The sequence below is a fragment of the Myxococcales bacterium genome (assembly GCA_016703425.1).
Lineage (GTDB): Bacteria > Myxococcota_A > Polyangia > Polyangiales > Polyangiaceae > JADJCA01.
This window is the reverse complement of sequence record JADJCA010000002.1, coordinates 717166-742359: the sequence shown is the minus strand read 5'-3', so window position 1 is coordinate 742359 and position 25194 is coordinate 717166. Positions and strand designations below refer to the sequence as shown.

Annotated in this window: 24 protein-coding genes; 6 read left to right on the top strand and 18 right to left on the bottom strand. The window is 67.8% G+C overall.

Annotated elements, in window-relative coordinates; translation table 11 throughout:
• Positions 1-48: 48 nt before the first annotated feature.
• From IPG50_09470 to IPG50_09460, 3 genes are all read right to left on the bottom strand, one after another.
• Positions 49-606, bottom strand: a complete 558-nt coding sequence (locus IPG50_09470; GenBank protein MBK6692419.1) for a hypothetical protein — start codon at positions 604-606, stop codon at positions 49-51.
• Between the two features lie 89 nt (positions 607-695).
• Positions 696-848 (bottom strand): hypothetical protein, encoded by a 153-nt coding sequence (locus IPG50_09465; GenBank protein MBK6692418.1) that lies wholly within the window; start codon positions 846-848, stop codon positions 696-698.
• 362 nt (positions 849-1210) lie between these two features.
• On the bottom strand, positions 1211-2284 hold the full coding sequence (locus tag IPG50_09460; protein MBK6692417.1) for a hypothetical protein: 1074 nt from the start codon (positions 2282-2284) through the stop codon (positions 1211-1213).
• Positions 2285-2717: 433 nt separating this feature from the next.
• Between IPG50_09460 and IPG50_09455 the strand changes: the two genes are divergently transcribed.
• Entirely contained in the window at positions 2718-3314 is a 597-nt protein-coding gene (locus IPG50_09455; GenBank protein ID MBK6692416.1) for an MmcQ/YjbR family DNA-binding protein, read from the top strand.
• On the opposite strand, the gene IPG50_09450 is transcribed toward IPG50_09455, so the two are convergent.
• Positions 3202-4044, bottom strand: coding sequence for an SDR family oxidoreductase (locus IPG50_09450; GenBank protein ID MBK6692415.1), 843 nt, complete (start codon positions 4042-4044; stop codon positions 3202-3204). The genes IPG50_09455 and IPG50_09450 overlap by 113 nt on opposite strands.
• Before the next feature lie 117 nt (positions 4045-4161).
• Positions 4162-4947, bottom strand: coding sequence for a hypothetical protein (locus IPG50_09445; protein ID MBK6692414.1), 786 nt, complete (start codon positions 4945-4947; stop codon positions 4162-4164).
• Positions 4948-5163: 216 nt separating this feature from the next.
• On the opposite strand from IPG50_09445, the gene IPG50_09440 reads away from it, so the two are divergent.
• The 3 genes from IPG50_09440 to IPG50_09430 all read left to right on the top strand — a co-directional run bounded on the left by IPG50_09440 (position 5164) and on the right by IPG50_09430 (position 7855).
• On the top strand, positions 5164-6186 hold the full coding sequence (locus tag IPG50_09440; GenBank protein MBK6692413.1) for a sel1 repeat family protein: 1023 nt from the start codon (positions 5164-5166) through the stop codon (positions 6184-6186).
• A 128-nt stretch (positions 6187-6314) separates the two neighbouring features.
• Positions 6315-6998: a hypothetical protein gene (locus IPG50_09435; GenBank protein MBK6692412.1), complete on the top strand. Its 684-nt coding sequence runs from the start codon at positions 6315-6317 to the stop codon at positions 6996-6998.
• The gene (locus IPG50_09430) at positions 6995-7855 is read left to right on the top strand and encodes a hypothetical protein (GenBank protein MBK6692411.1); all 861 of its coding nucleotides are present in this window, start codon (positions 6995-6997) and stop codon (positions 7853-7855) included. The genes IPG50_09435 and IPG50_09430 overlap by 4 nt, the downstream gene beginning before the upstream one ends.
• Here IPG50_09430 and IPG50_09425 read toward each other — a convergent pair.
• The 6 genes from IPG50_09425 to secA all read right to left on the bottom strand — a co-directional run bounded on the left by IPG50_09425 (position 7818) and on the right by secA (position 15925).
• Positions 7818-8753, bottom strand: a complete 936-nt coding sequence (locus IPG50_09425; protein MBK6692410.1) for a hypothetical protein — start codon at positions 8751-8753, stop codon at positions 7818-7820. The two genes, IPG50_09430 and IPG50_09425, sit on opposite strands and share 38 nt — an antisense overlap.
• Positions 8754-8821: 68 nt before the next feature.
• Complete coding sequence (locus IPG50_09420) at positions 8822-10297, bottom strand: hypothetical protein (GenBank protein MBK6692409.1); 1476 nt, start codon at positions 10295-10297, stop codon at positions 8822-8824.
• Positions 10298-10339: 42 nt separating this feature from the next.
• Positions 10340-10858, bottom strand: coding sequence for a hypothetical protein (locus tag IPG50_09415; GenBank protein ID MBK6692408.1), 519 nt, complete (start codon positions 10856-10858; stop codon positions 10340-10342).
• A 53-nt stretch (positions 10859-10911) separates the two neighbouring features.
• Positions 10912-11514, bottom strand: a complete 603-nt coding sequence (locus IPG50_09410; GenBank protein MBK6692407.1) for a hypothetical protein — start codon at positions 11512-11514, stop codon at positions 10912-10914.
• Positions 11515-11603: 89 nt separating this feature from the next.
• Positions 11604-12719: a tyrosine-protein phosphatase gene (locus IPG50_09405; protein MBK6692406.1), complete on the bottom strand. Its 1116-nt coding sequence runs from the start codon at positions 12717-12719 to the stop codon at positions 11604-11606.
• Between the two features lie 122 nt (positions 12720-12841).
• A complete protein-coding gene (gene secA, locus IPG50_09400; protein ID MBK6692405.1) occupies positions 12842-15925 on the bottom strand; it encodes a preprotein translocase subunit SecA in 3084 nt (1027 codons plus the stop codon).
• Between the two features lie 434 nt (positions 15926-16359).
• Between secA and IPG50_09395 the strand changes: the two genes are divergently transcribed.
• The gene (locus IPG50_09395) at positions 16360-17571 is read left to right on the top strand and encodes a VWA domain-containing protein (GenBank protein MBK6692404.1); all 1212 of its coding nucleotides are present in this window, start codon (positions 16360-16362) and stop codon (positions 17569-17571) included.
• Between the two features lie 67 nt (positions 17572-17638).
• Positions 17639-18019 carry a hypothetical protein gene (locus tag IPG50_09390; protein ID MBK6692403.1) on the top strand — a complete coding sequence of 127 codons (381 nt, stop codon included), beginning with the start codon at positions 17639-17641 and terminating at the stop codon, positions 18017-18019.
• Between the two features lie 174 nt (positions 18020-18193).
• Here the strand turns inward: IPG50_09390 and IPG50_09385 are convergent, their stop codons facing one another.
• The 7 genes from IPG50_09385 to IPG50_09355 all read right to left on the bottom strand — a co-directional run bounded on the left by IPG50_09385 (position 18194) and on the right by IPG50_09355 (position 25161).
• Entirely contained in the window at positions 18194-19177 is a 984-nt protein-coding gene (locus IPG50_09385; protein MBK6692402.1) for an NAD(P)-dependent oxidoreductase, read from the bottom strand.
• A 65-nt stretch (positions 19178-19242) separates the two neighbouring features.
• Positions 19243-20376, bottom strand: a complete 1134-nt coding sequence (locus tag IPG50_09380; protein MBK6692401.1) for a hypothetical protein — start codon at positions 20374-20376, stop codon at positions 19243-19245.
• A gap of 54 nt (positions 20377-20430) precedes the next feature.
• A complete protein-coding gene (locus IPG50_09375; GenBank protein MBK6692400.1) occupies positions 20431-21795 on the bottom strand; it encodes a PDZ domain-containing protein in 1365 nt (454 codons plus the stop codon).
• Between the two features lie 4 nt (positions 21796-21799).
• A complete protein-coding gene (locus IPG50_09370; GenBank protein ID MBK6692399.1) occupies positions 21800-22840 on the bottom strand; it encodes a GNAT family N-acetyltransferase in 1041 nt (346 codons plus the stop codon).
• Positions 22828-23601 carry a tRNA pseudouridine(38-40) synthase TruA gene (gene truA / locus IPG50_09365; protein MBK6692398.1) on the bottom strand — a complete coding sequence of 258 codons (774 nt, stop codon included), beginning with the start codon at positions 23599-23601 and terminating at the stop codon, positions 22828-22830. Before truA ends, IPG50_09370 begins: the two co-directional genes overlap by 13 nt.
• Positions 23602-23608: 7 nt before the next feature.
• Positions 23609-24829 (bottom strand): hypothetical protein, encoded by a 1221-nt coding sequence (locus tag IPG50_09360; GenBank protein MBK6692397.1) that lies wholly within the window; start codon positions 24827-24829, stop codon positions 23609-23611.
• Positions 24830-24840: 11 nt separating this feature from the next.
• Entirely contained in the window at positions 24841-25161 is a 321-nt protein-coding gene (locus tag IPG50_09355) for a hypothetical protein (protein ID MBK6692396.1), read from the bottom strand.
• Positions 25162-25194 lie beyond the last annotated feature (33 nt).

The window sequence follows — 25194 nt, the reverse complement described above, 5'->3', positions numbered from 1 at the left end:
ATGAGCACTTTCCCGAGCAATGTCCCCCGTACCGAACTCCCGCCATAGTCAGCGGCGGCGCGTCGCGTCCTCGACCCTTTTCGCGAGCCAAGCGACCCGTGCTCGCCCTGTCGGCGCCTTCGTCAAGTCGCCACCGGCGGCGAAGTCCAAGCGGAAGACCATGAGGATCAATGCGAGAGTCTTGAACGCGTCCGCGTCGCGACTTGCGCGCTCAATCGCTTCCAGCAGGCCGAGCAGGATCTCCCTTGCTCGTCTTCGGGACGGCCTTGCCCTGCCTTTCGGCAACGGCGACGAGTCACCGCGCTCGACCGCGAGCGCCGGTGAGTCGGGCATGTGTCGAGTGCCGCGGGCCGTGATCGATACGACGTGACCGGGCGCCGTCGCCACATCGCGATCCAGTACGAAAAGCGCGAGGTCGATGGGCCATGTTTCGCCCGGAGTGTGTTCGACCATCTCCACCTGCACCTCGCCATTCACCATGCGCTTCCGCTCACGACCAGGCAGGAGGACGTCTCGGAGAATCTCACGAAACCGGCGAAGCTCATCGGACGTGAGGGAGTTTTCGCCGGCCGCACGGATCGCCCTCGAGTTGGCCTTGCCCAACATCTCAAGAACCGCGCGGGCGGCTTCGCGCTGGGTGAGTCGCGCTGAAAGCCTCTCGTGTCGCGGTCGACGTCGAATGGCTCGCGTTGCGGTCACGAAATCACCTCGTCGTCCAAGACGTCGAGCGTGGCAGCGACGAGCCGACGAGCCGCGTCAAGGTCACCACGATGAAGCGCGTTCGCAGCGAACGCCAAGACGGTGAGCGCTGCCCCTGCCTTCGTCGGCAAGATGTCGGATGCGTGCATCACGCACGCACCACGCAGATTTTCCGCACCAAAAATCTTTGGTGCACGGTGCGTTTTCGTGCATTCCGGTGCACTTTGCGTGCACTCCGCACATACAGCTCCGGCGACGACTTCACCCGAGGAATCTAGCGGTTCCCGTGCACAAGTGCACTCCGGTGCGTTCCCACGTCCGGTGCCTTCTAAGCCGTTGGTCGGTGGTTCGAGTCCACCCGGGCGCGCAAAGCCGGGGGCTTGGCTGCGCCGGGTGGCACGGCGGTCGCGCCGGCGCTAGGCGCCGCCGCTCGGGAACGAGTCCACCCGGGCGCGCAAAGCCGGGGGCTTTGGGTTCCTCGCCGGAGCAGAGCCGGCGAATCGGCCCACGTTCAGCGGTTCTCTAGACGAACGATCGTCGCGCTGCCGGGCCGGCCCGTCTTCTGGGTGAGCACCGCGACGCCGTTCGATAGCGGCTCCAGCTGGGTGACCGGCGCGCCGAGCTGGGCCAGCACGCGCACCGCACCAGGCTCACGGCGCGTGACCTTGCCGGTCGCGTCGCCCACGTACAGGCTCCCAGCGCGGTACGCGAGGCGGGCATTCGGTGCCGCGCCCCACTCAGTCCGACTCCCGTTGGCAATCGAATACACCGCCGAGCGAGTGCCGTCGCTCGAGACCTCGGCCAGGTAGAGCGTGTCGCCCGGACCGGCCGCGATGTCGGTCACCCGGCTCTGCAGTGAAGAGGGAACTGCGAGCTTTGGCTCACCGCCGTCGTTCGGAACCGTCACGACCGCGCTGACGAGTCCGGAGTCACAAGAGAACAACGCCGTGAAGGAGAAGCGGGTGGCGACGATCTTCCGTGCGACGCAGGGGCGCTTCATGCGCTCGTCGTTCACCCGCGGCACCACGTCGTCTCGAAACGCGGCGAGACGGCGGACCTCACCCGTCCGATCGACGGCGAAGAACGAAGTGCCCAGCGGAGCGTCGGTGACGCGCGCCATACTCTGGGCGACCAAGATCGCGGAGCCGCGCTCATCCACGGCCAGCGCCGGATGCATGTAGCGGCCTTGCGCGAGCTGCCTGGGGTTCGGTCCGACGGTGACGAGCCAATCGGAGCGGTCGCCAGCGCCCAAGAGCGCGCTGACGCTTCGATGCACAACAAAGCCCTCGGTGCCGGCGAACCACGGGCCCGAGAGCCCGCTCGCGTCGCGCGCCGCGTCGACATAGCGCGACGGGCCTGCGATGCGCAGCTCCTTGTTCTTCGAGAACCAGACCGCGTCGGCCGAGTCGACACCAAGTTGCAGTGTGGTCTCTTCCCAGATGTCGGAGAGCTCCGTCAAGACCTGGACCGCGGATGCGTTCTCGAGCGCGGACGAGTCGTCGCCCTCCTCTTCGGCGGCGGGAGGTGCCGAGCAGGCGGCAGTGGCAAGCGTGGCAAGCATGAGGAAGAGTTGGGTGTGACGCATGCCAGCGCTCGAGCAGAACTCGTGCCGAGCCCTTCCGCGTTCGCGACGACGAACTCCTCAGGTCGCACGATCCACCACCAGGTTTGCGCGGGGGCGTCGTCGTCGCGCGCGAGCCTCTCACGCAGGGCGCGGGCGTGAAATTCGGCTCGCAGGTGGGTCGGGGACCTTTCGGCGCGAGCACGGCGGAGAGAATCCACTTCCGAAGAGGGGTCGGCCCCTGCCCATGGCACTGCCACTGACTGGAAGCGGGACCGACTTCGTCGCGTGGCCGCTCGGCCGCGACGCGACGGGCGCCTGTCGACGCGAGGCCACGGCGGTGAGGCCCGGAGGTCACGCCTTCACCGGCGCGCAGGGAGAAACGCGCTCCAAACGATCCACCCGCCGCCCACCCGCGAGCCTTTACCGCCCCGCAACCCTCGTGCACCTTGCGCTCATGGCCGCCAAGAAGAAGCCGTCACCGAAAAAGGCCGTCGCTGCGTCCGGGGCCAAAGGTGCTCCCGCTCGCCCCAAGGGAAAGCTGCCCAAGGCACTGGCGCACGCCGAGTCGGCGCTCCGCGCGATCGCGCTCGGCTACCCCGAGAGCCACGAAGACTTCCCCTGGGGCGAGCGCGCGCTGAAGGTCAAAGGCAAGGTCTTCGCCTTCATGTATTTCAGTGACAAGGGCCTCTCGCTCACCACCAAGCTGGCGCAAACCCAAGACATCGCCCTCTCGCTCCCGTTCGCAAAGCCCACAGGCTACGGCTTGGGCAAGAGCGGTTGGGTCACGGCGCGCTTCGCGCCCGGCGAAACGCCGCCGCTCGGTCTCCTCGCCGCCTTTATCGACGAGAGCTACCGCGCGGTGGCGCCCAAGAAGCTCGTCGCCACTCTCCCCGTGGCAGGTGGCGACGCCGCCGGCGCGGCGAGTGAAGGCCGCGCCGCTATCGTCCCGCCGCCTGCCAATAGGCCTTCGCGTCGTCGAGCCGTATCGAAGGCGGCGTCGTCCCCGGCACGCACGCGTAGCGTGAAAAGTCCGAAACGCCGATCGCCTTGAGCACGTCCTCATCGTAGAGCGCGCTTCCGCTCTTGATGCCGCCCTCACCCATGATGAGCGCCATCGTCGCGTCGACGAGGATCTCCGGCTTGCGCCACATCTCGGGCGTTCCCAGGTGATTGCCGATGACCGCTTGGCTCTCGACCATGGTAACGGGCCACACCGAGTAGGCGCGGATGTTGTCCTTCTCGCCTTCGGCGGCGAGCCCTTCGGTGAGCATCGTCATGCCGAACTTCGAGATCATGTACGCGACGTGGCCCGGTGTGACGTTGGGCGTGATGGGTGGCGACATGTTGATGACGCACCCGCCGCCGCGCTTCTTCATGCCCGAGAGTGCGTGATGCGCGCACAAGAACGAGGCCCGAACGTTGACGCCAACCACGAGGTCGAAGCGCTTTGCCGGCGTGTCCTCGACGTTCGCCCAGTAGAGCGCTCCGGCGTTGTTGACGAGCACGTCGATGCCGCCGAGCTCCCGCGTCGTCCTCTCCATCAGCTCGATGATCTGAGCTTCGTCGCGGACGTCGGTTGCCTGAACGAAGGCCTTGCCGCCCGCCGCTTCGACCTCGCGACGCACGTCGTCGAGGGTGCCGGGAAGCTTGGGGTTCGGCTCGACCGTCTTCGCCGCCAAGACCACGCTCGCGCCCTCCTGCCCAAAGCGGAGCGCCAACGCCTTTCCGACCCCTCGCGAAGCACCGGTGACCACAACGACCTTGCCTTCAAGCCTTTTCACCGAGACCTCCACACGTTCGACCGGCGCACGCTACTCGCGCTCCCTCTCTGAAACCAGGCCCAGTTGCGCGACCGAGGTGCTTCGTCGTCGCTGCGGTCAGCGCCGGCCGGGGCGCGGCTAGAGCGGGCCGACGACCTTGATGGCGGAGACCTTCGCGCTGTCTTTCGATGCGGGCATCGAGATCGACAAGGTTCCGTCTTGGATGTCGACCCGATAGGTCGCCACCACGGGCGATGCGGTTGTCGCGGGGTTGGCCAAACATCCGCCTGACAATTGGTGGACGTCGACGTTGTTCGCGACCTTCTGCCCCTCGATGAAGATGTCGAAGACCCGCGAATTGTTGCCGCCGCCCCCGGCGCAACCGGCGCCGTAGTAGATCTCCGCGAAGAAGAGCGTGACCTCGTAGCTGCCCTGCGGGAGAGCCGCGCCAACGTTGCAGACGAGCGGGTCGCCGAAAGCCTCACCCACGTAGAGAGGGCCATCGAGCGTGTTGTGCACCGCGGCGACCGAGAAGGCGTTGGGACCGCACGCGCCAGCGGCGCCGGGGTCGGCGGTCCACGCGCCTTGCGCGACGCCGCTCGCCGCCGTGAACGCGGCGCCGTTCACGTTGATGCGCAGCGCGACACTCGGGCCTGCGTCGAAGCCCGCGTCGAGTCCTGCCTCGAACGCCGCGTCGTCTCTTCCGTCACGAGGCTCGTTCGCGTCGTCCTCGGGCGCGCCAACATCCTGCGCCAAGCCGTCCGCGACCGCCGCGTCGAAACCCACGCCCGAGTCGGCCGACGGATCGAGCGAGGCGTCGCCCGCGCTCGAAATGACGCCCAGTCCCGCGAGGTCGAAGCCGCACGCGACGAGCGCAAGGCTCGCCCCGCCCGCCATGGCGCGTAGACCTCGAGCGCCGCTCATCGCCTCAAATCTACGCGAACTGGCGTCTTCGCGTGGTACGGAACCTCGGTGCGGATCGCCCGTTCCTTCGCCTTCGTCGCTCGCGCCCTGCCAAGCGTAGTCCTGCTGGTCCTCACGGCGTCCTGCGGCCGGGCTCCTGTGGTGGCGACTCCCCCATCGTCGCCGGCGGTGCCCCGCGCCCCAGCCGTGTGCGATGACGCGCACGCGAAACTTTGCATGGACGAAGCGCTCACCCTGAAGCCGCCGCGCACGGCAGCGCAATCGAAGCGTCTCGTCGAGCTCTTGGCGCACGCATGCACGGCCGGCGCCGCCGACGGATGCACCACGCTCGCGCGCGTCCACACCGAGGGGAAGGATGCGCCCTCCGATCTGCCCAAAGCCGCGAAGCTCCTCGAGCGCGGCTGCACCCTTGGCGATCTCCAGGCGTGCACCGCGCTGGGGCACGCGCTCATGGATCGCCGCGGCGTCGAGGAAGACATGCCCCGCGCCATCACGCTCTTTCGCAAGGCCTGCGACGGCGGTGAGCCGCAGGCGTGTTTGGCCATGGGCCGCGCCACGGGCAGCGGTGGCATCGAAGCGCTCTACGAACCGGAGCGCTCCGTCCGGCACCACACCTTCGCGTGCGACAAAGGGATCGTCGCTGCCTGCTCGGAGCTCGCCCTCGCGAAGGCCGAGGGCAGGGGGACGCCGCTCGATCGGGCCGGCGCGAAGCCCCTGGCGGAGCGCGCCTGCGACGTCGGCATCGCCGTCGGGTGCGTCACGCTCGCGGCCATCCTCATCGGCGAACAGCGCGACGAGTCGGTGACGGCCGCCGCCGAGCTCTTCGAGCGCGCGTGCGCCCTCGGCGAATCGCAGGCAAGCGTATGGGCCTGCGCGCGTGTGGCTCAGCTCAAGGCCACGGGCAAGGGCTTCGTTCGCGACGAGGCAAAGGCCCGCGTCGCCTTCGACCGAGCCTGCGCGGCCGCCATCGCGGGCAAGCCCGAGGTGCCCGACAAGCTCCTCGGATGCATCGTGCTCGCAGCGGTCTTTGAGGTTGGCTACGGCCTCCTCGCCGAAAAGGACCCGGAGCTTACGCTTGCACTCTACAACCATGCCTGCGGCCAAAAGAGCGGCCCCGGCTGCGCAGCCCGCGCCATCTACCACGAGCGCACGGGCCGGAAGGCGGAGGCGATGGCCGACTACCGGCGCGCCTGCGCCCTCGGCGTGGCCGTGGCGTGCGAACGACTCAAGCGTCGCTAGGGCCTGGCGACACACGAAGCGCAGCGCGCTGAGAAAGTCGCCGAGAAGGTTCGCGATCGTCGCCCCGCGGCCCCCTCAGCGCGGCGAGGGGCGTGGCTGTGGCCCGCCGCCTGTGCTACCCGGGGCCTATGACGGCGCCCGCGGAAGACGATTGGGTGCAGATCTGCGCCTTCGACGATCCGATGCAGGCGAGGATGACGCTGGATTTCCTTCGCGATCACGAGCTCAACGTCGAGACGCGCGGCAGCAGCCCCGAAGGCGTGCGCAACCTCTACAGCCCCTTCGACATCCGCATCGTTGTTCGGCGCAGCCAGCTCGAGCTCGCGACCTCCGCGCTCGAAGCGCTGCGCGCCGAGCCCACCGAGGAGACGCCTTTTCGCGGTCCGTTGCCGCCGCCGGAGCTCGCGAGCGAGGGGCGCGAGGAGGCGGATGCACCGGCCCTCGCCCAGAAGCGGCCCGCCTTCGCCCTCGTCCTCGCGTTCCTCGTTCCTTTCGGCGGCGGGCACTTCTACGCCGAGCACTCCGCCGCCGGCGCCATCCTCGCGGCCTCCATCGTCGCCTTTGGCGTGCTCTCCATGTCCGGTGTCGCCTTCGCCACCGGTGCCCTCGTGGCGCTCATCGCGCTCGACGCCGTCTTCGGCGCCTTCGCCGTCCGCCGTCGCAACGCGCGCCTCGTGGCACCAGCCGGCACGCAACGCCTCTTCGCCTTGGGGCTCACCGCCATGGCCGTCGTCGTCGGCTTCTTCTTCGCCGTCCCCAAGAGCGCTTCGGTCCCCGCCCAAGCCGTCCCCACTCACCTGCAAGCGCCATGACCGACGCCCGCCCCCTCGAAGCCCACATCGACACCGCCCTCGGAGGCAATGAGCGGCCGCTCTACTACTTCCTCTGCCGCGTCTCGGGCTTGCCCGGCACGCGCATCAACCAAGGCATCGTCGACGCCTTCGCTGAATCGTGCGCGGCGCGCGGAAAGTCCGTCGACGCGCTCCTTCGAAGGATGGCGTCCATTCATCCCGACGAAGCGCCCGGCGGAACGGTGCTCGAGTTCGTGCCGGTCTGCGCGACGGCAGCGTATGGCCTCCGCGCCGCGAGCGATCCGCGCGCGGAGGCGAAGCTCTTGCCGATCCTCCATGAGCTCGCCGACGACATGCGCTTTCGCGTGCGCGACGCCGTTCCGCCAGCGCTTGCCGCCATCGGCGCTCGGCGCGGCGAGGCGCTCCTCGAAGGCGTCGCCGGCTGGATGGATGGCTATTTCCACGCCGCCGCCGTGCTCCTCGCGCTTACCAGGACCGAGTGGCTCTCGCAGCTGAACGACGGCGCCTTGGTGGCCACGCGCCTCGCGGAAGCGTTTCGCCTCCTCGACGACGCGCCGCGGACCGCCTCTCGTTACCCCGGGTACAAGGCCCTCGTCGACGCCATCGCCGTAGCACCGCGAGCGCTCGCCGCGCGCTTCGGCGTGATCATCTTCGACACCCTCGCCACGCTCGCCGTCACCAAAGATCCGCACCTCCGCGAGCTCATCGGCAAGAGCGTCTCCGACCGCGCTCTTCAAGGCCGCTTCGCCGACGACGTGCGCCGCGTCAACGCCGCCATCGCGGCGGCCACGCCGGCGCCGCGCGATCCTTCGCGCATCGTCAAAGGCATGCGCCGTCGCGGCAAACGCGATCGCTAGGCGTCACGAGCGCTTGAGGGCCAGCGCCCACTTCTGAAAAATCGCCGTGGCTCTCCTTGGGCGTCTTGCCGACGACCTCGCGGAACGCCTTCTCGCCCGTCTTGTCGGCGGCGAAGCCATCGCGGTAGCGCGCGTAGAACTCCCAAAGCTTGCCCTGACTCTCGAGCCACTGGCACGCGTAGCGCGCGAGCGCGTAGTTCAGATCCTCCCGGTCGCCGCGAAAGGTGTCGTCGCTCATGCCAAAGAGCACGTCGAGCCGCGCGTGCTCGCGCTCGGTCTTCGAGCGAAGCGCCGCTGCGAGACGCGGGTGCCGCCAGTTGGTGACGCCTCGGATCTCGCCGCGCTTGGCCAAAGCCGGCGCCTCGTAGAGCGAGGCGATGCCTTCGTTGAGCCAGGTGGGGCCGTCCTTGAAGTCGAGCTCGTAGAGCGGGTGAACCAGCTCGTGCGAGAGGGTGCCGAGGCCGGGCCCCGCGTTCATGATGATGGCGCGCAAGTCGGGGCGGAAGAACCCGAAGCGCGAGATGCACGCCTCGCCGAGAGCGCTCTTGCAATACGCCTCGTAGCGGTCGCGATCGAAGAACAGCATCACCGACACGGGAGCCTTGGGCAGGCTTCGAAAGCGGCCGTTCACGAGCGCCGCGAGCACGTCGCGTGTGAAGGCCACGCTCGAACGAAGGGCCGCGTCATGACCGGGCGGCGCCGCGATCACAAACGCGTCGTCGACCACGACGACGGGCGCCTTGGCCCCCAGCTGCTTTCTTGCTCGAGTCGTCCTGCCCTCCAAGTCAGCGGCCCGCGCCGCGTCGGGAGCGGCCGCTGGCCCGCTCGATTCGGCGCGCGCGACAGGCTCCGCCAGCATGAACGCACCCCACGCAGCCACGATCCACGAAAGACGCATGCACGCCTCCTCGAAGGCTCTTCGACACGGGCCGCTGCCCGGTCCTTGGGTCCCGCGGCGCCGTCCGATCAGCGGCGAAGCGAAGCGGGCGGAAGGCTTGTGCGCACCTCGCGCGACGCTCGGGAGGGCGGCCCGCCGGCGGCGTTGCCGACGATCTCGACGGCCGCTTGAGCGCGCGCCGTCTCCTTGGTCAAGGTGGCGTGATCGACCACCGCCTGCTGGTCCAAGAGATCGAGGTAGTCGAGGTCGAGGACTCCGTCGCTCGGCAGAATGAAGACACCGAAGACGTGGGCGCTCACCTTGAGATCGGCGATGAGCTGTCGCGGCACGTGGAGCGCGGCGTGCGTCAGGAGGTGCACCACGATGTCGCGCGGCTCGCGGCTCTTTAGGAGCGCGAGCTCGGTGGCAAGCTGCGCGAAGACCCGCGCAGGGTTTCGCCCGCGCTCACCGCGGAAACCCAAGATCTGCGCCACCGGCAGGTGCGAGCCGCGGGCCCGGTGGGGCTCGTAGAGGCGCGAGTCGAAGAAGCGAAAGAGCACCTCCTCGCCGGATAGCAAGACCCGCTTGCCGAGCGCGATGGCGAGGCCGCGCGCGAAGATCTGGCGGTCGCCGCGCATCGACGCCGAGCCGTCGACGAGCACGTAGTGCAGCCGCCGCGATTCTTCGCGCGCCTCTTCGCGTGCATAATACAATACTTCGTTTTCGATGAAGCGACGCGCCAACTCGTCGTCGTCCCAGGCGAGCTCCGACAGGACCATCGAGTCGATGGAGCCCTTGGTGCCAACGCCCGCGTAGCCGTCGCTGGCGTGGGTACCGGCGGCGTGGGTGCGCCGCGTCTCGAGGATCGACGGCAAGAGCTGGAGCGAGAAGTTGACGATGTCGTTGGTGGCGGGGCTCCCGAGCGCCGCCAAGAGATCCACGTGCGCCAGGGCGCCGGCGGCGCCGGATTCGGGGCCCAACATCCCCAAGAGGCGCAGCGTGTCGAGGTCGACGGCGTCGGCGGCCGTGAGCAGGTGCAGCCGCGAGCGCTCCAACGCCGCCAGCGACTGCAGCTCCATGGCGCGGCCCCGCGCCGCGTAGAGCGCCGGCAGCTGCGCGTCGAGATCGCGATAGAGGTCCAGGTCCAGAGGAGGCGCGACCCAAGCGGCGCGACTCGTATCGCGCTCGGCGACGCCGCCCAAGAGGCGCGCGAGGAGCACCACAAGCAAGGCGTCGCCGAGGCGGAGTGAGCGGGCCCGGTGGCTTTGCTCGCCGCGCTCCAGTTCACGAATGAACTCCTCGTACATTCGCATCAGCGCGGGCGTGCGGAGCGCGATAGGCGCGCCGGGATCGCTGCCGAGGTTCTCCGGCACGACGCGCGGGCCGAGGGTGCGTTGCTCCGATTCGGCGGCGTAGAGCAGGCCGATGTCGTGCACCATGAAGAAGGGAAGGCGCACGCCGAGCCGAAGGAGGTCGGCCTGCCACCGGGCCGCTCGCAACGCGAGCATCGGCGCCAGAGGCTTTACGACCGAGAGCGCGAGGCCGCCAAGCGGACCCGCGACCATCGGGTCACCTGCCCGAGCGCGCGGGACCGGCATATCGCTCGCTCAGTCGAGTCCGCCGGAGGCCGGGACGGCGCTTCCGGTGTCGCCGCCGATGCTCTTGAGGTCCGGCGTCATGCGGGCTTGCTTGACGCAATCCCAGGGGCTGCCGACCTCATCGCCGCCGAGACCGTATTCGCCCTTGAGCTGGGCTTGCTCCATGTCTTCGGTCTTCTTGTAGACGAAATACCCGCGGCCCGTCTGGGCGCCGCCAACGACGCCGGACTTGTATTCCTTCCACGTAAAGTGGGCCACGTTGCCCTTCTTGGTGCCGGAGAGCTCGCCCCAGCCGCTCTGGTCCGTTCGCTTCCACTTGCCGCGGATGTTGGCTTCGTTTTCCTCCATGTGGAGGTAGCCGTACACCGGGTGGAAGTAGACGCCGGTCCAGGTCTCGCCTTCCGGCATGTCGGCGGGCTTGATCTTCGCTGTCTGTGCGCCGGGGCCGCCGCAGGCCGCAGTCCCGAGGACCGCACCGCCAAGAGTGAGAGCTAGACCAACCCGTGCGATCACCTGCGCCAGTTTCATGTCCCTTGGTGTACCACGGTCGCCGCGGCCGCTGAAGTTCGTAGAGCCAAGCCTCAGCGCGTCGGGTAGGACTGCCCCGCCTTTGCCTTTCGCTCCTGCTCGAGGCGCTTGTGCTCATCGGTCTGTTGCTGGAAGGCCGCCCCCGACGCCCTCTGACTGGCCAGTTTTGGCGCAAATTCGGCCACTACGCGCGGCGTCATGTCGGTCAATGCGGCCACCAAGTCTTGGAAGACGACCTCGTCCTTTTCCACCAGGATCTTGAAGGTCTCGTTCGGCGCCGCACGCTTCATGGTGAAGCCGACGCCGCGGTACCGCGGCACTTTGACGACCACGGTGTCGACGCCCCCGCTGCTGCCACGCGAACAAGACTCGACGAAGACCGACTCCAGATGCGCACGCGCACCGCGCTTGTCTCGTTCGGCGTAGGCCAACGAGCACGCGTCGAGCGGCCGGAGCATCGCCTGGAAGCCCGCCATCTCGGAGAGACCACCCACATCGCTCGTCGTGAGGAACCCGCCCTTCTTGAGTCCGAGCGTGAGAACGCTGAGGCCGACGCCCACGAGCAGGGCTGCCACCATGATGATGCGCACCGGTAGGCGCGTGGGGTGCTGCGCCTTCGACGACGGGGGAGTGGGACCGGTGGGGGTGCCCTGCATGGACACACCGGATCCTGACAGACGAGCGGCACATTGCCCACTTTCGGGCCCGATTCTTCCCCGGAGAGCGCGCCTGCTTGGCGCTCGCGTCAGTACGCCGTCGACGTCCCGCAGCGGAATCCGGTCGGCGAGAGCTCTTCGTCGTCGTCGAAGGCGGCGGTGCCTTCGGGGTCGTTGGCGCACGCGCTGGTGTCGAGGTTCGACGCCGTGATGGCGCCGCTCTTCACGAGGAACGCGAGCTTCCGATAAACCGGCGTCAGCTCTTCATCGAGGGCACGCGTCACCGTGAAAGGCTTCTGCGGGTTGCCTTGGCCGTAGCCGCGCTCGCACATCTCCATTTGAAAGAGCTCGCTCGCCGAAGCGCCTGGGGTGCGGACGAGCCGCGCCATGGCGGCGAGCATGCCGGTGCGATCTTCGCCCACGGTGCAATGGAAGAACGTCTTCTTGCGCGCGGCTTCCTGCTTCTTCAGAAATGCGAGCGCGTCGACCGTCTGTTCACACGCTTCCTTGAAGGACGCGATCTCCTTCCAGCGGAAGGGGACGTGATGAACGCGCGCCGCATCGAAGCCGCGACGAGCGAGCTCAGCTTGTTCGTCTTCGACGTCGCTGCCGTTGCCGGTCGCGTTCTTGAAGATCAAGACGGCCTTCACGCCGGCCGCTTCGAGCTCATCGAACTGCGGCGCCTTGGGCGCCATGCCGCGCATGAGCAAGGAGGCTCCGTCGATGGCGTGCGCGTTGGGAATGGTCACGCCGTTGACCGTAGAAGGGAACGGCGACGCAAGCCCGCCGCTCGCGCGCTGGGCCGTCTTGCATCGCAGCTCATCGCCGCTCTTCGTGCATCGGAACGTCTCGCGCGGCGAGTTGCCCGACTTGTAGAGCAGCGTCGCCTCGTCCTTCGACGGACGATGAAGCAGCTCGAGCTTCTCGGTTCCTCGCTTGCAACTCCAGCGTTCGCCAGCCACGCCTTCGAACTTCCCCGAGCAGGTGAGCTTGCCGCTCGCGCCGGCCTTGAGCCGCGGCGCGTCGTCGAGCGTGAGGGACGCACCACTCGACGCCATCGTCACGGCGAAGGAGCGAGTCTCGAGGTTCGCCTCATCGCTACTTTCGGCGGGACCCTCGTCTGAGGGGCCGCCGCTGCAGCCGACGAGAAGGAGTCCCAGCAAAAGCGACGCGGTGCGCATGTTGTAGGTGAATGTAGCAGGCACGAACGAACCGGCCAGGGCTCAGTTGCGCTCCAACCGGCTCACCCACCGGTTGGCACTCATGCGAGTTGTTTCAGCGACTTGGCGTCGCACTCCGTCCTTCGAGGGAAGCGTCTAGGGAAGGCTCAAGGAGTGGCGTCGTCGGCGCCGCCTTCAGGCTCAAGAGCGGCGCCGTGGCACTGACGGAACTTCTGGCCGCTGCCGCAAGGGCAGGGGTCGTTCCGTCCGACCTTCGGCGCCGGCTTCTGCGAGACGCGCGCCTGCGGCGGACGGCTGCGCATCGCCGGCGGCGGCACCGAGCCGTCGTCGCCGTCGGCGGGAGAGCCGTCAACGATGCTGCCATGGCGCATCTGCACCGATTCGAGCGCGGCGCGATGCCGCTCGAGCTCGAGGCGTTCGAGCTCGTCGACCTCGGTCTCGCGCTGCACCTGAGCCTTGAACACCTGCGTGATGACGCTGCTCGACGAGGCGAGCATCATGTTCACGAAGAGGTCGTAGCCCTCCTTCTTGTACTCCTGCTTCGGATCGCGTTGCCCGTAGCCGCGCAGGCCAATGCCGTCGCGCAAGTGCTCCATGCTCGTGAGGTGCTCGACCCACGAACGATCGATCTCGTTCAGGTAGATCATGCGGAAGACGCGGAGCAAGAGCTCGAGGCCCATGCCCTTGTCCTTGTCTTTCTCTTTGCCTTCGAGGACGGCATGCGCGGCCTTGTAGAGCGCGTGGGCCACGTCGGCCGGGTCGGCCAGTTGCTCGATCTCCTCGGGCGCCTTCTCGCCGAAATATTCGGCGAAGGAGTCGCGCATCTCGGCCCACTTCCAGTCTTCCGGCGGCACGTTCCGTGGGCAGCTCTCTTCCACCATCGCGCTCAGCACGGCGTCGATGAGGTCGAGGAGTCGTTCGCGTTGTTCCGTGAGGCTCTGCGCCAGCTCCGTGTGGAGCCGCTCGTAGAGCTTCTGCGGCGCGGCGCGGTCGCCGTCTTTCGGGTCGAACTTGTAGCCCCAGAATTGGTAGACGTGCTGGACGAGCTCGTCCAAGTCGCGGAGCGACTTCACCTGCTCCACGGTCTCGGGGCGCGGAGCCCCGTCGGCCGTTTCGGCGAAGAAGAGAACCATGTCCCGCACCGACGTTTTGATCGACTCGCGGATCTCGTCGTTCGCGGCGATCTTGCGCAGCTCGCCCGTCGGCTTGCCTTCGTCGTCGACGACCTCGGGCAAGTAGCGTCCGACGAGCAGCTGTTGGCGCAGCCGGTAGACGGTCTTGCGCTGCTCGTTCATGACGTCGTCGTATTCGAGCAGGTGCTTGCGGATGTCGAAGTTGCGCGCTTCGACCTTCGACTGCGCGTCACCGATGGACTTGGTTACCCAAGGGTGAACGATGGGCTCGTCGTCGGGCATGCCCATGCGCTCCATGAGCGACTTCACCTTGTCGCCGGCGAAGATGCGCATGAGATCGTCTTCGAGCGACAGGTAGAAGCGGCTCGAGCCGGGATCTCCTTGGCGGCCGGCGCGGCCGCGGAGCTGGTTGTCGATGCGGCGTGACTCGTGGCGTTCGGTGCCGATGATGTGGAGGCCTCCGGCGGCCTTGACCTCTTCGCCCTCAGCGCGGCCGCGCTCCTCGTACTTCTCGACGGTCTTGAGGTAGCCCTCGGGATCGAGATCCTGGTCTCGCCCTTGCTCTTTGAACTCGAGCTTGGCGAGCATCTCGGCGTTGCCGCCGAGGATGATGTCGGTGCCGCGGCCGGCCATGTTGGTCGACACGGTGATGGCGCCCTTGCGTCCCGCTTGCGCGACGACGTAGGCCTCCTTCTCGTGTTGCTTCGCGTTCAAGACCGCGTGCGGGATCCCCTGCTTCGTGAGGATCTTCGCGATGGCGGTGCTCTTCTCGACGCTCGTCGTGCCCACGAGGATCGGCTGGCCGCGCTCGTGGAACTCCAAGATCTCGCGCGTGAGCGCCGCGAACTTCTCTTTCTCGGTCTTGTAAACGACGTCTTCGTGATCGACGCGGCCGATGCCCTTGTTGGTCGGCACCGAGATGACCGACAGCTTGTAGGTCGAGTGAAACTCCGACGCTTCCGTGTCGGCCGTTCCTGTCATGCCGCCTAGCTTCCGGTAGAGCCGGAAGAGGTTTTGGAAGGTGATCGTCGCCATCGTGCGCGTCTCTTCTTGGATGCGCACGTTCTCCTTGGCTTCGACGGCCTGGTGGAGGCCATCGGACCAGCGGCGGCCCGGCAAGACGCGGCCCGTGAACTCGTCGATGATGAGGACCTTGCCGTCATCGGTGACGAGGTAGTTCACGTCGCGCTTGTAGAGCGAGTGGGACCTGAGGCACTGGTTTAGGATGTGCAGCGATTCGAGGTTCTGCGGATCGTAGAGGTTCGTGACGCCCATGAGCTTCTGGGCGCTCTCGATGCCTTCCTCCGTAAGAGCCACCGAGTGGCCCTTCTCGTCGACGGTGTAGTGCTCGTCTTTGCGAAGGCGCGGAATGACCTCGTTGATGGTCTGGTACTTGTGGCTCGACGCTTCTTGTTGGCCGCTGATGATGAGCGGCGTGCGGGCTTCGTCGATGAGGATCGAGTCGACCTCGTCGACGATGGCGAAGTTGAGCTCGCGCTGCGCGTAGTCGAGCGCGCTGAACTTCATGTTGTCGCGCAGGTAGTCGAAGCCGAACTCGTTGTTCTGGCCGTAGGTGATGTCGCTCTTGTAGGCGCGGCGCTTCTCGCCGTCGGATTGCGAGTTCACGACAACGCCGGTCGAAAGGCCGAGGAAGCCGTAGAGGCGTCCCATCCACTCGGCGTCGCGGCGCGCGAGGTAATCGTTCACGGTGACGACGTGGACGCCGCGGCCTTCGAGCGCGTTCAGGTAACAGGCGAGCGTGGCCACGAGGGTCTTGCCCTCACCGGTCCGCATCTCGGCGATGCAACCCGAGTGAAGGACCATGCCTCCGATGAGCTGCACATCGAAGTGCCGCATCCGGAGCGAGCGCTTGCCGGCCTCGCGGGCGACGGCGAAGGCTTCGTGGAGGATGTCGTCGAGGGTCGCGCCGTTCTCGAGCTTCTGCTTGAACTCGGCGGTCTTGGCCTTGAGCTCGGCGTCCGACAGTTTGGAGATCACCGGCTCGAAGCCGTTGATGGCCTCGACGCGGGGACGGAGCTTTTTGATCTCTCGCTCGTGCGAGGTGCCGAAGAGTTTCTTGAGAGCCCAGGTGAGCATGTTCGACTTTGCGTGAGCTTTGCGTGAGAGAACAGCGAAGCGCCGCGTCGCGAGGGCACGGCGTTTTGCCCCATAGAGAGGGCGGGGGGACGAACCTAGTCTCGGGACGGCCCGGCGGGAAGTCGCGAGCTTCTTTTCCTCCTGCCTTTCCGCGGTGCGGCGTGGTCAACGGGGGCGCCCACCTCAAACCCGCGACCCTGGTGGGGAATTTCAACGGTTGGGCTGCAAGCGTCGGAAAAGACCAAAACGGGAGGGCCCCCCTCGGTCTCCGACCCGTCTCCGGCGGGCTGGGGTAGGTTGACGTCCCACTGGCGGCAGCATAGACCGTGCGAGCCGCTTGCAGCGGCGTGGGGTGCGTGTAACGCCTTGCCGCTTCCCGAAAGGGAGGGGCCGAGGTGGCTACGCCCTCGCCGCGCCATCAGGAGACCGAACGGATGAAGAAGATTGCTTCGCTTGTGTCTGCCACCGCCTTGCTCGCAGCAGGAGCCGCCGTGGTGCCGGCGTGTAGTTCGGCGAACCGTACCGGGCCCGGCAACGGCAACGGTCAGCCGGATGCGACCGCCGAGGCGGGCGATCCCGGCATCTTCGAAGACGCCGGAAACACGACGAAGAAGGACGCCTTCAACATCTTTGAGGCGGCGTGCGCGACGGCCAGCGCGGCCACGTCGACCGATCCGGTCGTGCTCGAGTTCGTCCTCGACGGCTCTGGCAGCATGGATAGCGACAACAAGTGGACCGCCGCCGTCCAGGCCTTGAACGCCGTCTTCGACGACATTCTCGCGAAGAACGACCCGAACGTCGTCGTCGGCATGATCGTCTACGAAGACCAGAACGACACGACCAACGGCAGCGGACCGTACCCGGGCTCGAACGACGTCTACCCGCAGGTCGTCACGGCGAGTCATCACAAGAAGCTGGTCGACCGAATCAACCTCACCAACGCGAGCGGCGGCACGCCCACCTTCCTCGCGCTCTCGGGCGGCTACAGCGTCCTTCTCAACTACAAAGAGGTCCCGCCCGCGGCGCCGGCCGACCTCTCGCGCAAGGTCGTCATTCTCATGAGCGACGGCGTGCCCAACGGCGGCTCCACGGAGCAGGCCCAGTGCGTGACCGCGGCGAAAGACAGCCTTTCGATCCCGGCACCCAAGGGCCCCATCAAGACCTTCTCCGTCGGCATCGGGCCGTTCCCGGGCAGCGCCTTCTCCTACGATCCCAAGTTCATGGGCGACGTCGCTGTCGCCGGCGGCACGCGCGCCTCGCCGCAGTGCAACCCGGCGGCCACCAACATCGCCAACGTCTGCCACTTTCAGGTCACGCCGAACGGCAAGCCCATCAACCAACTCAAGCAAGAGTTCATCAACGCCATCAACCGCATCCGCGGCCTGGCCGTGGGCTGCGAGTTCAACATCGTCTTGAACGAAGAGGCCGGTGCGTCGTCGATTAATCCCGACCAGATCAACGTCGTCTGGACCGACGGCAATGGCGATCAGAACTTGATCCCGCAAGACGATGTCGACGGGTGGAGCTACGACGACCCCTCGAACCCCACCAAAGTCATCTTGAACGGCCAATCGTGCGGTGACGTGTCGAGCGACCTCGGCGCCAACGTTCAGATCGTCATCGGCTGCCCCTCGGTCATCAACTGAGCGCGGCATAAGCCGAGAGCGCCACGATGGCGCTTGCTTACATGTAGGCTTGTGTCAGGGTTGGGCCATGCGTTTTCTGCTGGCCCTCGCCATGGCGTGCACGTCCCTTTCCGCCGTCGCCTGCTCCGGCTCGCCAGAGGTTGCTGAGGCAGACGACGAAGCGGAGCTCTCAAGCGCTGACTTGCGCTCGCTGGCGCACGTCCAGGAAACCCTGACCGCGGAAGGCGTCGCGGAGCTCGCCTACCGGCCCGGAGCGCCCGGCTACTCGGGGCCCATCCCCTTTGAAGGGGTCGCGCTCGCGCTCGGCGAAGAGCGCCGAGAGCTCGATGTCGAGGTCCGCGGTGACTTCCCGGGCTCGGCTCGCGTGCTCGTCGTGGATGGCAACTTCAAGATCGTCGCGCGGGCGCGAACGGCTCGCGTCGCGCCGGGCGAAGGCCTTACACGTTGACGGGTGGCGCCGTGGCTCAGCTCGGCGTCGCGCGCTTTCGAGCCCCCGTCGTTCCCGGCGGCAAGATCCTCGTGCGCGACAGCCGCTGGGATCGCCAGATGAACTTCCAGATCGCCGTCGGTCGGTAACCCGCGTCGCGCCGTTGCTGATGGCGCGTCGGGGGTCGAGCGCGGCCTACAACCAGCCTTCGCGCTTGTACCAATCGGCCGTGAGCTTCGTGCCCTCGCGCCACATGGTCTCGGGCTTCCATCCGAGGTCGCGCGTCGTCTCGTCGATGCCGCACACCCACGACTTGCGAATGACCTTCGCCTTCTCGCGCGTGAGCATCACGGCCTTGTTGCGCATCTTGCCGTAGACCTCGACGCCCGCGGCGACGGCGTCGAGCACCGGGAAGGGCACGCCGAGGCGAACGAAGGCGCGCTTCCCGAGCGCCGCTTCGACGCCGACCATCGCGTCCTTCTGGACGTAGATCTCGCCGTCGCTGATGAAATAGGCAGCGCCGCTCGGGACGTTCGCGTCGATGGCGCGAATGCAGGCGGCGGCGCAATCGGGGCCGTAGATGAACGTAAGCTTCGCCGAGCCGTCGCCGCTGATGGGCAAGACGCCGCGCGAGACCGAGCGGAAGACCTCGACCATCTCGTTGTCGCGGGGCCCGTAGACGGCCGTTGGCCGCAAGATCGTGATGGGCAGCTCGTCCTTGTGCGACTTCAAGAAACGCTCGGCCTCGAGCTTCGAGCGGCCGTAGGCCGACATGGGCGTCTCTTGCGAGATGGGAACGGGTCTCCCGTCTTCCGCCGGGCCCGAGACCTCGAGGCTCGAGACGAAGACCAGGCGCTTCAGGCCGGGCGCGTGCTTCTTTGCGGCCTCGAAGATGTTGCGCGTGCCATCGACGTTGGTGGCCCAGAACTCCGATTCGCCGCGCGCCTTCACGAGCCCCGCGGAGTGAATCACGGCGTCGATGCCGCCCTTCATGGCCTCCTCGACGCGGGCCGCGTCTTCGACGCTCCCTTCGGCGAACTCGACGCCCGGGAGCGTCTCCAAGAACTTCCTGTTGGAAGAGCGCCGCACGAGCGCCCGAACCGTGTGCCCCGCGCGAGCGAGCTGCTCGGCGACGTGGCTGCCCAGAAAGCCGCTTCCGCCAGTGACCAATACGCGCACGATGAGACTCCTCTTTGGTTCGCCCCGGTTTCGCCGGAGCCTTTCGCCAGCAGCGCTCGGCCCCCTCAGACCGCGAGCGAGCGCTCGTAGACGCGGTACTTCTTGTAGACCTCGCCGCCCATGACGCGGATGGCCGCGTTCACGGGGCCGTTGTCCTCGAGGGTCCAGCCCAGCTCGCCCCACTGAATGCCGATGCGCTTGCCGCTCTCGTGGAGCTCACCGAAGAGGAACACCGACAGCGGGGCGTACTTTCGGTTGAAGCGGAACTTCTTGCGGATGCCGAGGATCACGAGACGCGCAGTCTTGGGCCCCTGGACCTTCAGGCGATAGAGCAGCTTCGCGAAGCCCAGCGGCAGGAGCTTGCCGTTCAAGTCGGGGATAAGCTCGTTGATGTTTGGCAGCGCCACGGCCACCGCCGCCGGCTCGCCGTCGATGAAGGCGATGCGCGTAAGCTCGGGCTCCAAGATGAGCTTGAAGTCCTTGGCCATCTTGCGGACTTCGTTGCGCGTGAACGGCACGAAGCTCCAGTTCTCGGCCCAAGCGTCGTTGAAGATGTCCGTGACGAGCGTCACGTCGCGGTCGAGGTCTTTGGGGCTGAGCGTGCGGCAGGTGACCTCGGGCATCGCCTGGACCTCCTGGTGCGCTCGCTTCGTGCGCGTGTTGAGGGCGCCGACGACGTATTTCCACGCGAAGACGTCTTTGGCCTTCGTGTAGCCGGCGCCCTCGATGAGGCCACCTTGGTAGGGCCTGTGGTGCGGCATCATGATCATCGGCGACGAGTCAAAGCCTTCGACGAGGCACCCGATCTCTTCGTTGATGGAGAGCGAGAAGGGCCCGCGAACCGTCTTCATGCCGCGGCCGCGCAGCCAATCTTCGGCCGCGCGAAGGAGCATCGTCACGACCTCTTGGTCTTCGACCGTGTCGAGGAAGCCGAAAAAACCGGTGGCATCTTTGTGACGATCGAGGTGCTCGTGATCCACGCTGGCGCTGATGCGTCCGACGCACTGGCCGTTGCGGTGCGCCGTGAAGAGCGTCGCGTCGCCGTGCTCGAAGAAAGGGTTCTTCTTCGGGTGGAGTCGCTCCGAAAGGTCGAAGTCCAACGACCGCACGTAGCTCTTGTCGCTGGCGTAGATGCTGTCGACGACGCCGAGAAACGCTTTGAGATTTCCGCCCGCTGGCGTTTGCCTGATCTCGATCATCGGGGCAGGGGCTTAGCAGAGTTCCGGCGGCGCCGGGAGGGACAGGGCTCGCGCTCAGCGCTTCAAGATCGCGTAAAACGCGGCGTCGCGGCGGCGCACGCGGACAAGGAGCTGCCCGTCGAGGGACGCCTGCTGGAGCTCTTTGACGGCGCCGAGGGCGACGCCGTCGGCCTCGACGATCACGTCGCCGACTTTGAGGCCGGCGCGATCCGCGGAGGAGCCCGGCGCGACCACGGTGACCAGCGGCAACGCCTTTGCCGGCAAGCCTCGCTGCTTCGATTCGTCGACGGAGAGGTCACGAACGTTGAACCCGAGGCCCACTTGCGGAACGCCCTGCTGCTGCACGGGCACCGGCGCGAGGGGCGCGTCGGGGCGCGGTCCGAGCGTCACTTGTGTGGAGTAGCGCTTCCCCTGGCGGAGCACCTCGAGGTTGACGACTTGTGCGACGTCTTTCGCCAGGACCTCGCGGGTAAGCTCCGCCGCGTCGCGGAGCGGCTTGCCGTCGAACGTCGCGACGACGTCGCCGGGTTCGAGGTTCGCCTTCTTCGCGGGCCCGCCGTCAGCGACTTGCGTGATGATGGCGCCGGCGCGGACGTCGACCTTCATGGCCGCGGCGAGCTCCGGGGTGAGATCTTGCAGCGACGCGCCGAGCGTGGGCCGCGTGACGCGGCCGCTCTTTGCGAGCTCCGCGAGGACGCGCTTGACGGCGGCCATGGGGACCACGACGCCAGTGCCCGATTCACGGCTCAGCGCCGCGCTCGTGATCCCGAGGACACGGCCTTCGAGGTCAACGAGCGGGCCGCCCGTTGTCGACGCCGAGGCTTGGATGTCCGTCAGGAGCGCGTCGTCGATGGACGCGAAGGCGACGCTGCGTCGTGGCTTGTTCGACACGACCCCGACGGCGAGGCTGTTGCCCGACGCAAACGGGGCCCCGACGGCCACGGCCCATTGCCCTACCTTCGGCTCGACCTCGGCGGGGCGCGCCGCCGCGAAGCCCGTACCCTCAATCCGCAAGAGCGCGAGGTCCGTCGCCGGATCTCGACCCACGAGCTTGGCCGGAAGCACGCGCCCGTCGAGCAAACGCACCTGCAACGTCAGGGCGTCCTCGATGAGCGCGTTGTTCGTCACGATGGCGCCATCGGCGCCGACGATGAGGCCGCTGCCTGCGGCGCCCGCCGTCGCTCCGTCGCCGCGCACGAGGTTCCGCGCGAAGCGCCCTTCGGCTTCCTCGCGCACCGTCACCAAGAGTTGCACGACGCTGGCGGCGACGCGGTCGGAGGCCGCCGCGAAAGCCGCCTCAAGGCGCTTCGCCTCGGCGGGGACCGGCGGGGCCGGTGGCGCCTTCTGCTGAGCCTGCGCTTCGCCGGCGAGAACAACGGTCGCAGCAAGGACGAACGGGAAGGCGCGCGCTCGGAGCATGGCCCTAGTATGCGCGCAACATGATGCGCGACCAAGGGCGCGCGCCCAGGGCTTGCGTTGCCGTGTAGAGCGGACCGCCGGGGCCATCGAGATCGGTGATCTCCATGGTCGGCGCCTCAGCCGTTATGGCGTGGCGACAGGCCTGCACGACGATCGGCTCGAGCAGTCGCAGCGGCTCCGGCTCCGCCGGGTCGAGGACAATGCGCCCCAAGATGGCACGGCGCGCCGGCGCGAACGGGTAGTCGAGCCAGTTGGTCACGAAACACGCGTTGCCGCGCACGCGGCCGCGGTCGTCGGCGACGAGCTCGACGGGGTCGAACGGTGACGTCGGTCGCTGCGAAAGGTGCAGCGCGATGGCCGACGCGAGCGCTGCGTCGAGGGCTCTTGGCCGGTCGAAGCGAGCGTCCTTCGCGCGCCGCCGTCGGCCCGCGAGCACCGTCTCCAAGAGGGCGATGGCGACGGCGTCGTCGGCGGTGCCAGCGCGGGCGCGGATGGGCGTATCGTGGCGGCCGCGTCCGCGCCGCTCGGTGGCGATGCGCGTGGACCACGACACGGGTCGAAAGCCGAGGTGCTCGTAGAACGCCTGCGCGGGATTGGGGTCGAGCACCTCGGCCGCTAGGAGTACGGGGGCGCCGCCGGAAAACGTTCGGGCCTCGCGCGACAGCGCCGCGAGCAACGCCCGAGCGAGGCCGCCCTCGCGAGCGCCTTTGGTCACGACGAGCGAACGAACCTCGCAGGTCAGCGGCGTCTCTGCGTCTTCGCCTTGCCGCTCAAGCCAGCCCTCAACTTGACCAACGAGGTCGTCGCCAATGGCGGCCACGAGGTGCACGTGACGACCGAGGAGCGGATGCCCGCCGCGAATACGCGCGTCTTCGTCGAGGCGAATCGCGAGCTGCGCGTAGGCGCGCTCGTCGCGGGTCGCCGCGTAGCCGCCCCATCCCTCGTGCGCCTCCCACAGCTCGCGCCAAAGGCCGGCCACCTGCCGCCCTTCACCGGCCTGCGCCGCGCGCACATGAACGTTGCGCGACGAAATCAAAGCGGCCATGGCTCGCCGCAGTTTTCTGGGAGCGTGAGCTCCGCGTCGTCGAGGCACAGACCCGTCGGCGGCGCCGTCGTGCCCAAGATGCCGCGGTCTCGCTCGGCGAGGGCGCGCGCCATCGTGCCCTTGTCTCTGTGATGGCGGCCGATGTCGACGAGCGTTCCCACGATGATGCGAACCATGTTGTAGAGGAAGGCGCTGCCTTCCACCACCACCCTGAGCTCACCGTCGGAGGGCCCGTCGACGGCAACGCGGGTCAACGTCCTCTCGGTGTTCTCTCGGCCGTCGCCCGCGGAGCGGAACGCAGCGAAGTCGTGCGTTCCTTCGAGCGTCGCCGCTTCCTCCCGCATGAGCGCAAGGTCCAGCTCACCGCCTACGCGCCAGACGAAGGGCGCGCGCAACGGATCGCGGACCCGGTCCAGGTGGAGCCGGTAGACGTACCGCTTTCGTTTGGCGGCAAAGCGTGGATGAAATCCCTCGGGAACGGCGCGCGCTTCTCGCACCGCGACGTCGTCGGGCAGGTGGCTGTTCATCGCGAGGACCCAGCCGCGCGGCGGAATTTCCAGCGACGCATCAAAGGCCACGAGCTGCGCGCGCGCGTGAACGCCGCTGTCAGTGCGGCTCATGCCGCGCAGCTTCGAGCATCCCGGGTCCACGGCCACAAGGGCACCTTGTACGACCTCCTCCACGGTCCGCTGGCCGTCTTGGCGCGCGAACCCCGAGAACTGGGTCCCGCTGTACGCGATCTTCAGCAAGAGGGTCGACACTCGGGCCTCACGCAATGGAAACGAAGTGCCCCGAGCGGAGCAGCGGCGCGCCGTCGAGATCGATGTCTGCGTGCGTGCCGGTGGCCACGAGCTGGTGCCGCGATCCGGTGCGCGCTCCCGTGTGCTCCGGCAACGTGCTCCCGAAGATCAGGTGCAAGCCTGGCAGCGTTTGATCGAAGATCCATTCACCCGTCGCGCCGTCGAGCGAGACGTTCGTTCCAAGCGCGACGAGGCCCACCGTGTCGAGGAGGTGCTCCCGGCGAAGGGCCTGCTCGACGCGGCGCTCTTGCACCGAGTCACGGCACCGAACGGCGCGAACCACGCCGCCCTCCAGCTCGAAATGCACGGGGTTGCGAGCGAGGCTTCCGCCGCTCTGAAACTCGGGGCTCGCGCCCGCGTTCGCCACGAAGACGCCGCTGACGTCCAGCGGGTTGGTGACGAGTTGAGCCAACGGAAGAGGCTCCAAGCGGCCGCCGCGCAAGCTCCCCGCGCGTTCGTGCCATCGTCTCTCCGGCGCGAGCGCGATCGTGAGGTCGGACCCGGCGGGGCTGCGCAAGCGGAGCGTCGAGTCGGGGCGAAGGCGCAACCGCACGGCTCGGCTGACGTCGACGATGCGGCTCGGGTCGGCGGCGAACGCCATCACGACGCCGCCGCGCGATGCGCCAGGTAGGTGCCCAAACCGTAAGTGGTTGGTGCGAACGGCGAGCTCGATGGCCTCGGTGAGGCTGTGCTCGGCGTCATCGAGCGCCGCGAGCAAGACGCCCGTTTGGGCCCTCGCAAGCGCGCCGTTGAGGGCGGCGGGAACGGTGCGCAGCGGGCGCGGCCCAAACGTGTCGAGGTCGACGAGCTCCGCGGTGCCGCCGGCCGACACGGCGGCATCGAGGAGGACGTCGGCGAAGGGGTGTTGTGGCCCGTCGACGATGGCCACGAAGTGATCGCCCAAGACGAGGCCGAGGGCGCCTTCGACGATGCGCCTCGAGGCGCTTACGAGGCCGAAGTCCAGAGACGAGAGGCGGCGCGCGGAACCGAGCAAATCGGGCGCGCGCGCCGACGGTCGGTGTGTGCCGGGACGCACCGAAGGGGGGCGCGTCGTGGGCCTTGGTGCACCCGACGGAGGTGTAGTCTTCCCGCCGCCGCTCTGGCCGCGCCCGCTCTGGCCGCGCCCGCTCTGGCCGCGCCCGCTCTGGCCGCGCCCGCCTTGCGGCAGATCATCGTCGCCGGGCGCCATGATCGCGGCGCTCAGCCGGTCTTCGCGTCCGCGTCGAGCTTGGCGTCGGCTTTCGCGTCGGCTCCATCAGACTTCGCGTCGCTGGCGGAATCCACTCCGCCGTCGGTGGTGGTCGCGCTGTCGGGGCTCGTCGCCCCATCGCGACCCCCTTCGAGGGTTCCGTCGGCGCGCGCGTCAGTCGTTGGGTTGGCGTTCTCGGCGCTCGGTTCGCAGCCCGCTTGCGCCGTTTGGCAGTCGGGCGTCTTGCCGTCGACACCGCAGGCGACGAGCGCCAGGAGCGGCAACGAGAACGAAACGACTGCCAAGGTCGCACGAGCGGAGAGGCGTTCCATGAAGCGTGATGGCGCGGCGATTCCCCAAGAGAG

Coding starts and splice junctions, on each gene's coding strand:
- IPG50_09445 (MBK6692414.1), bottom strand. CDS start 4,947: ATGAGCGGCGCTCGAGGTCTACGCGCCATGGCGGGCGGGGCGAGCCTT.
- IPG50_09415 (MBK6692408.1), bottom strand. CDS start 10,858: ATGAAACTGGCGCAGGTGATCGCACGGGTTGGTCTAGCTCTCACTCTT.
- IPG50_09380 (MBK6692401.1), bottom strand. CDS start 20,376: ATGATCGAGATCAGGCAAACGCCAGCGGGCGGAAATCTCAAAGCGTTT.
- IPG50_09440 (MBK6692413.1), top strand. CDS start 5,164: ATGGACGAAGCGCTCACCCTGAAGCCGCCGCGCACGGCAGCGCAATCG.
- IPG50_09420 (MBK6692409.1), bottom strand. CDS start 10,297: ATGGTCGCGGGTCCGCTTGGCGGCCTCGCGCTCTCGGTCGTAAAGCCT.
- IPG50_09470 (MBK6692419.1), bottom strand. CDS start 606: ATGTTGGGCAAGGCCAACTCGAGGGCGATCCGTGCGGCCGGCGAAAAC.
- IPG50_09455 (MBK6692416.1), top strand. CDS start 2,718: ATGGCCGCCAAGAAGAAGCCGTCACCGAAAAAGGCCGTCGCTGCGTCC.
- IPG50_09395 (MBK6692404.1), top strand. CDS start 16,360: ATGAAGAAGATTGCTTCGCTTGTGTCTGCCACCGCCTTGCTCGCAGCA.
- secA (MBK6692405.1), bottom strand. CDS start 15,925: ATGCTCACCTGGGCTCTCAAGAAACTCTTCGGCACCTCGCACGAGCGA.
- IPG50_09465 (MBK6692418.1), bottom strand. CDS start 848: ATGCACGCATCCGACATCTTGCCGACGAAGGCAGGGGCAGCGCTCACC.
- IPG50_09460 (MBK6692417.1), bottom strand. CDS start 2,284: ATGCGTCACACCCAACTCTTCCTCATGCTTGCCACGCTTGCCACTGCC.
- IPG50_09370 (MBK6692399.1), bottom strand. CDS start 22,840: ATGGCCGCTTTGATTTCGTCGCGCAACGTTCATGTGCGCGCGGCGCAG.
- IPG50_09430 (MBK6692411.1), top strand. CDS start 6,995: ATGACCGACGCCCGCCCCCTCGAAGCCCACATCGACACCGCCCTCGGA.
- IPG50_09410 (MBK6692407.1), bottom strand. CDS start 11,514: ATGCAGGGCACCCCCACCGGTCCCACTCCCCCGTCGTCGAAGGCGCAG.
- IPG50_09435 (MBK6692412.1), top strand. CDS start 6,315: ATGACGGCGCCCGCGGAAGACGATTGGGTGCAGATCTGCGCCTTCGAC.
- IPG50_09355 (MBK6692396.1), bottom strand. CDS start 25,161: ATGGAACGCCTCTCCGCTCGTGCGACCTTGGCAGTCGTTTCGTTCTCG.
- IPG50_09375 (MBK6692400.1), bottom strand. CDS start 21,795: ATGCTCCGAGCGCGCGCCTTCCCGTTCGTCCTTGCTGCGACCGTTGTT.
- IPG50_09360 (MBK6692397.1), bottom strand. CDS start 24,829: ATGGCGCCCGGCGACGATGATCTGCCGCAAGGCGGGCGCGGCCAGAGC.
- IPG50_09425 (MBK6692410.1), bottom strand. CDS start 8,753: ATGCGTCTTTCGTGGATCGTGGCTGCGTGGGGTGCGTTCATGCTGGCG.
- IPG50_09390 (MBK6692403.1), top strand. CDS start 17,639: ATGCGTTTTCTGCTGGCCCTCGCCATGGCGTGCACGTCCCTTTCCGCC.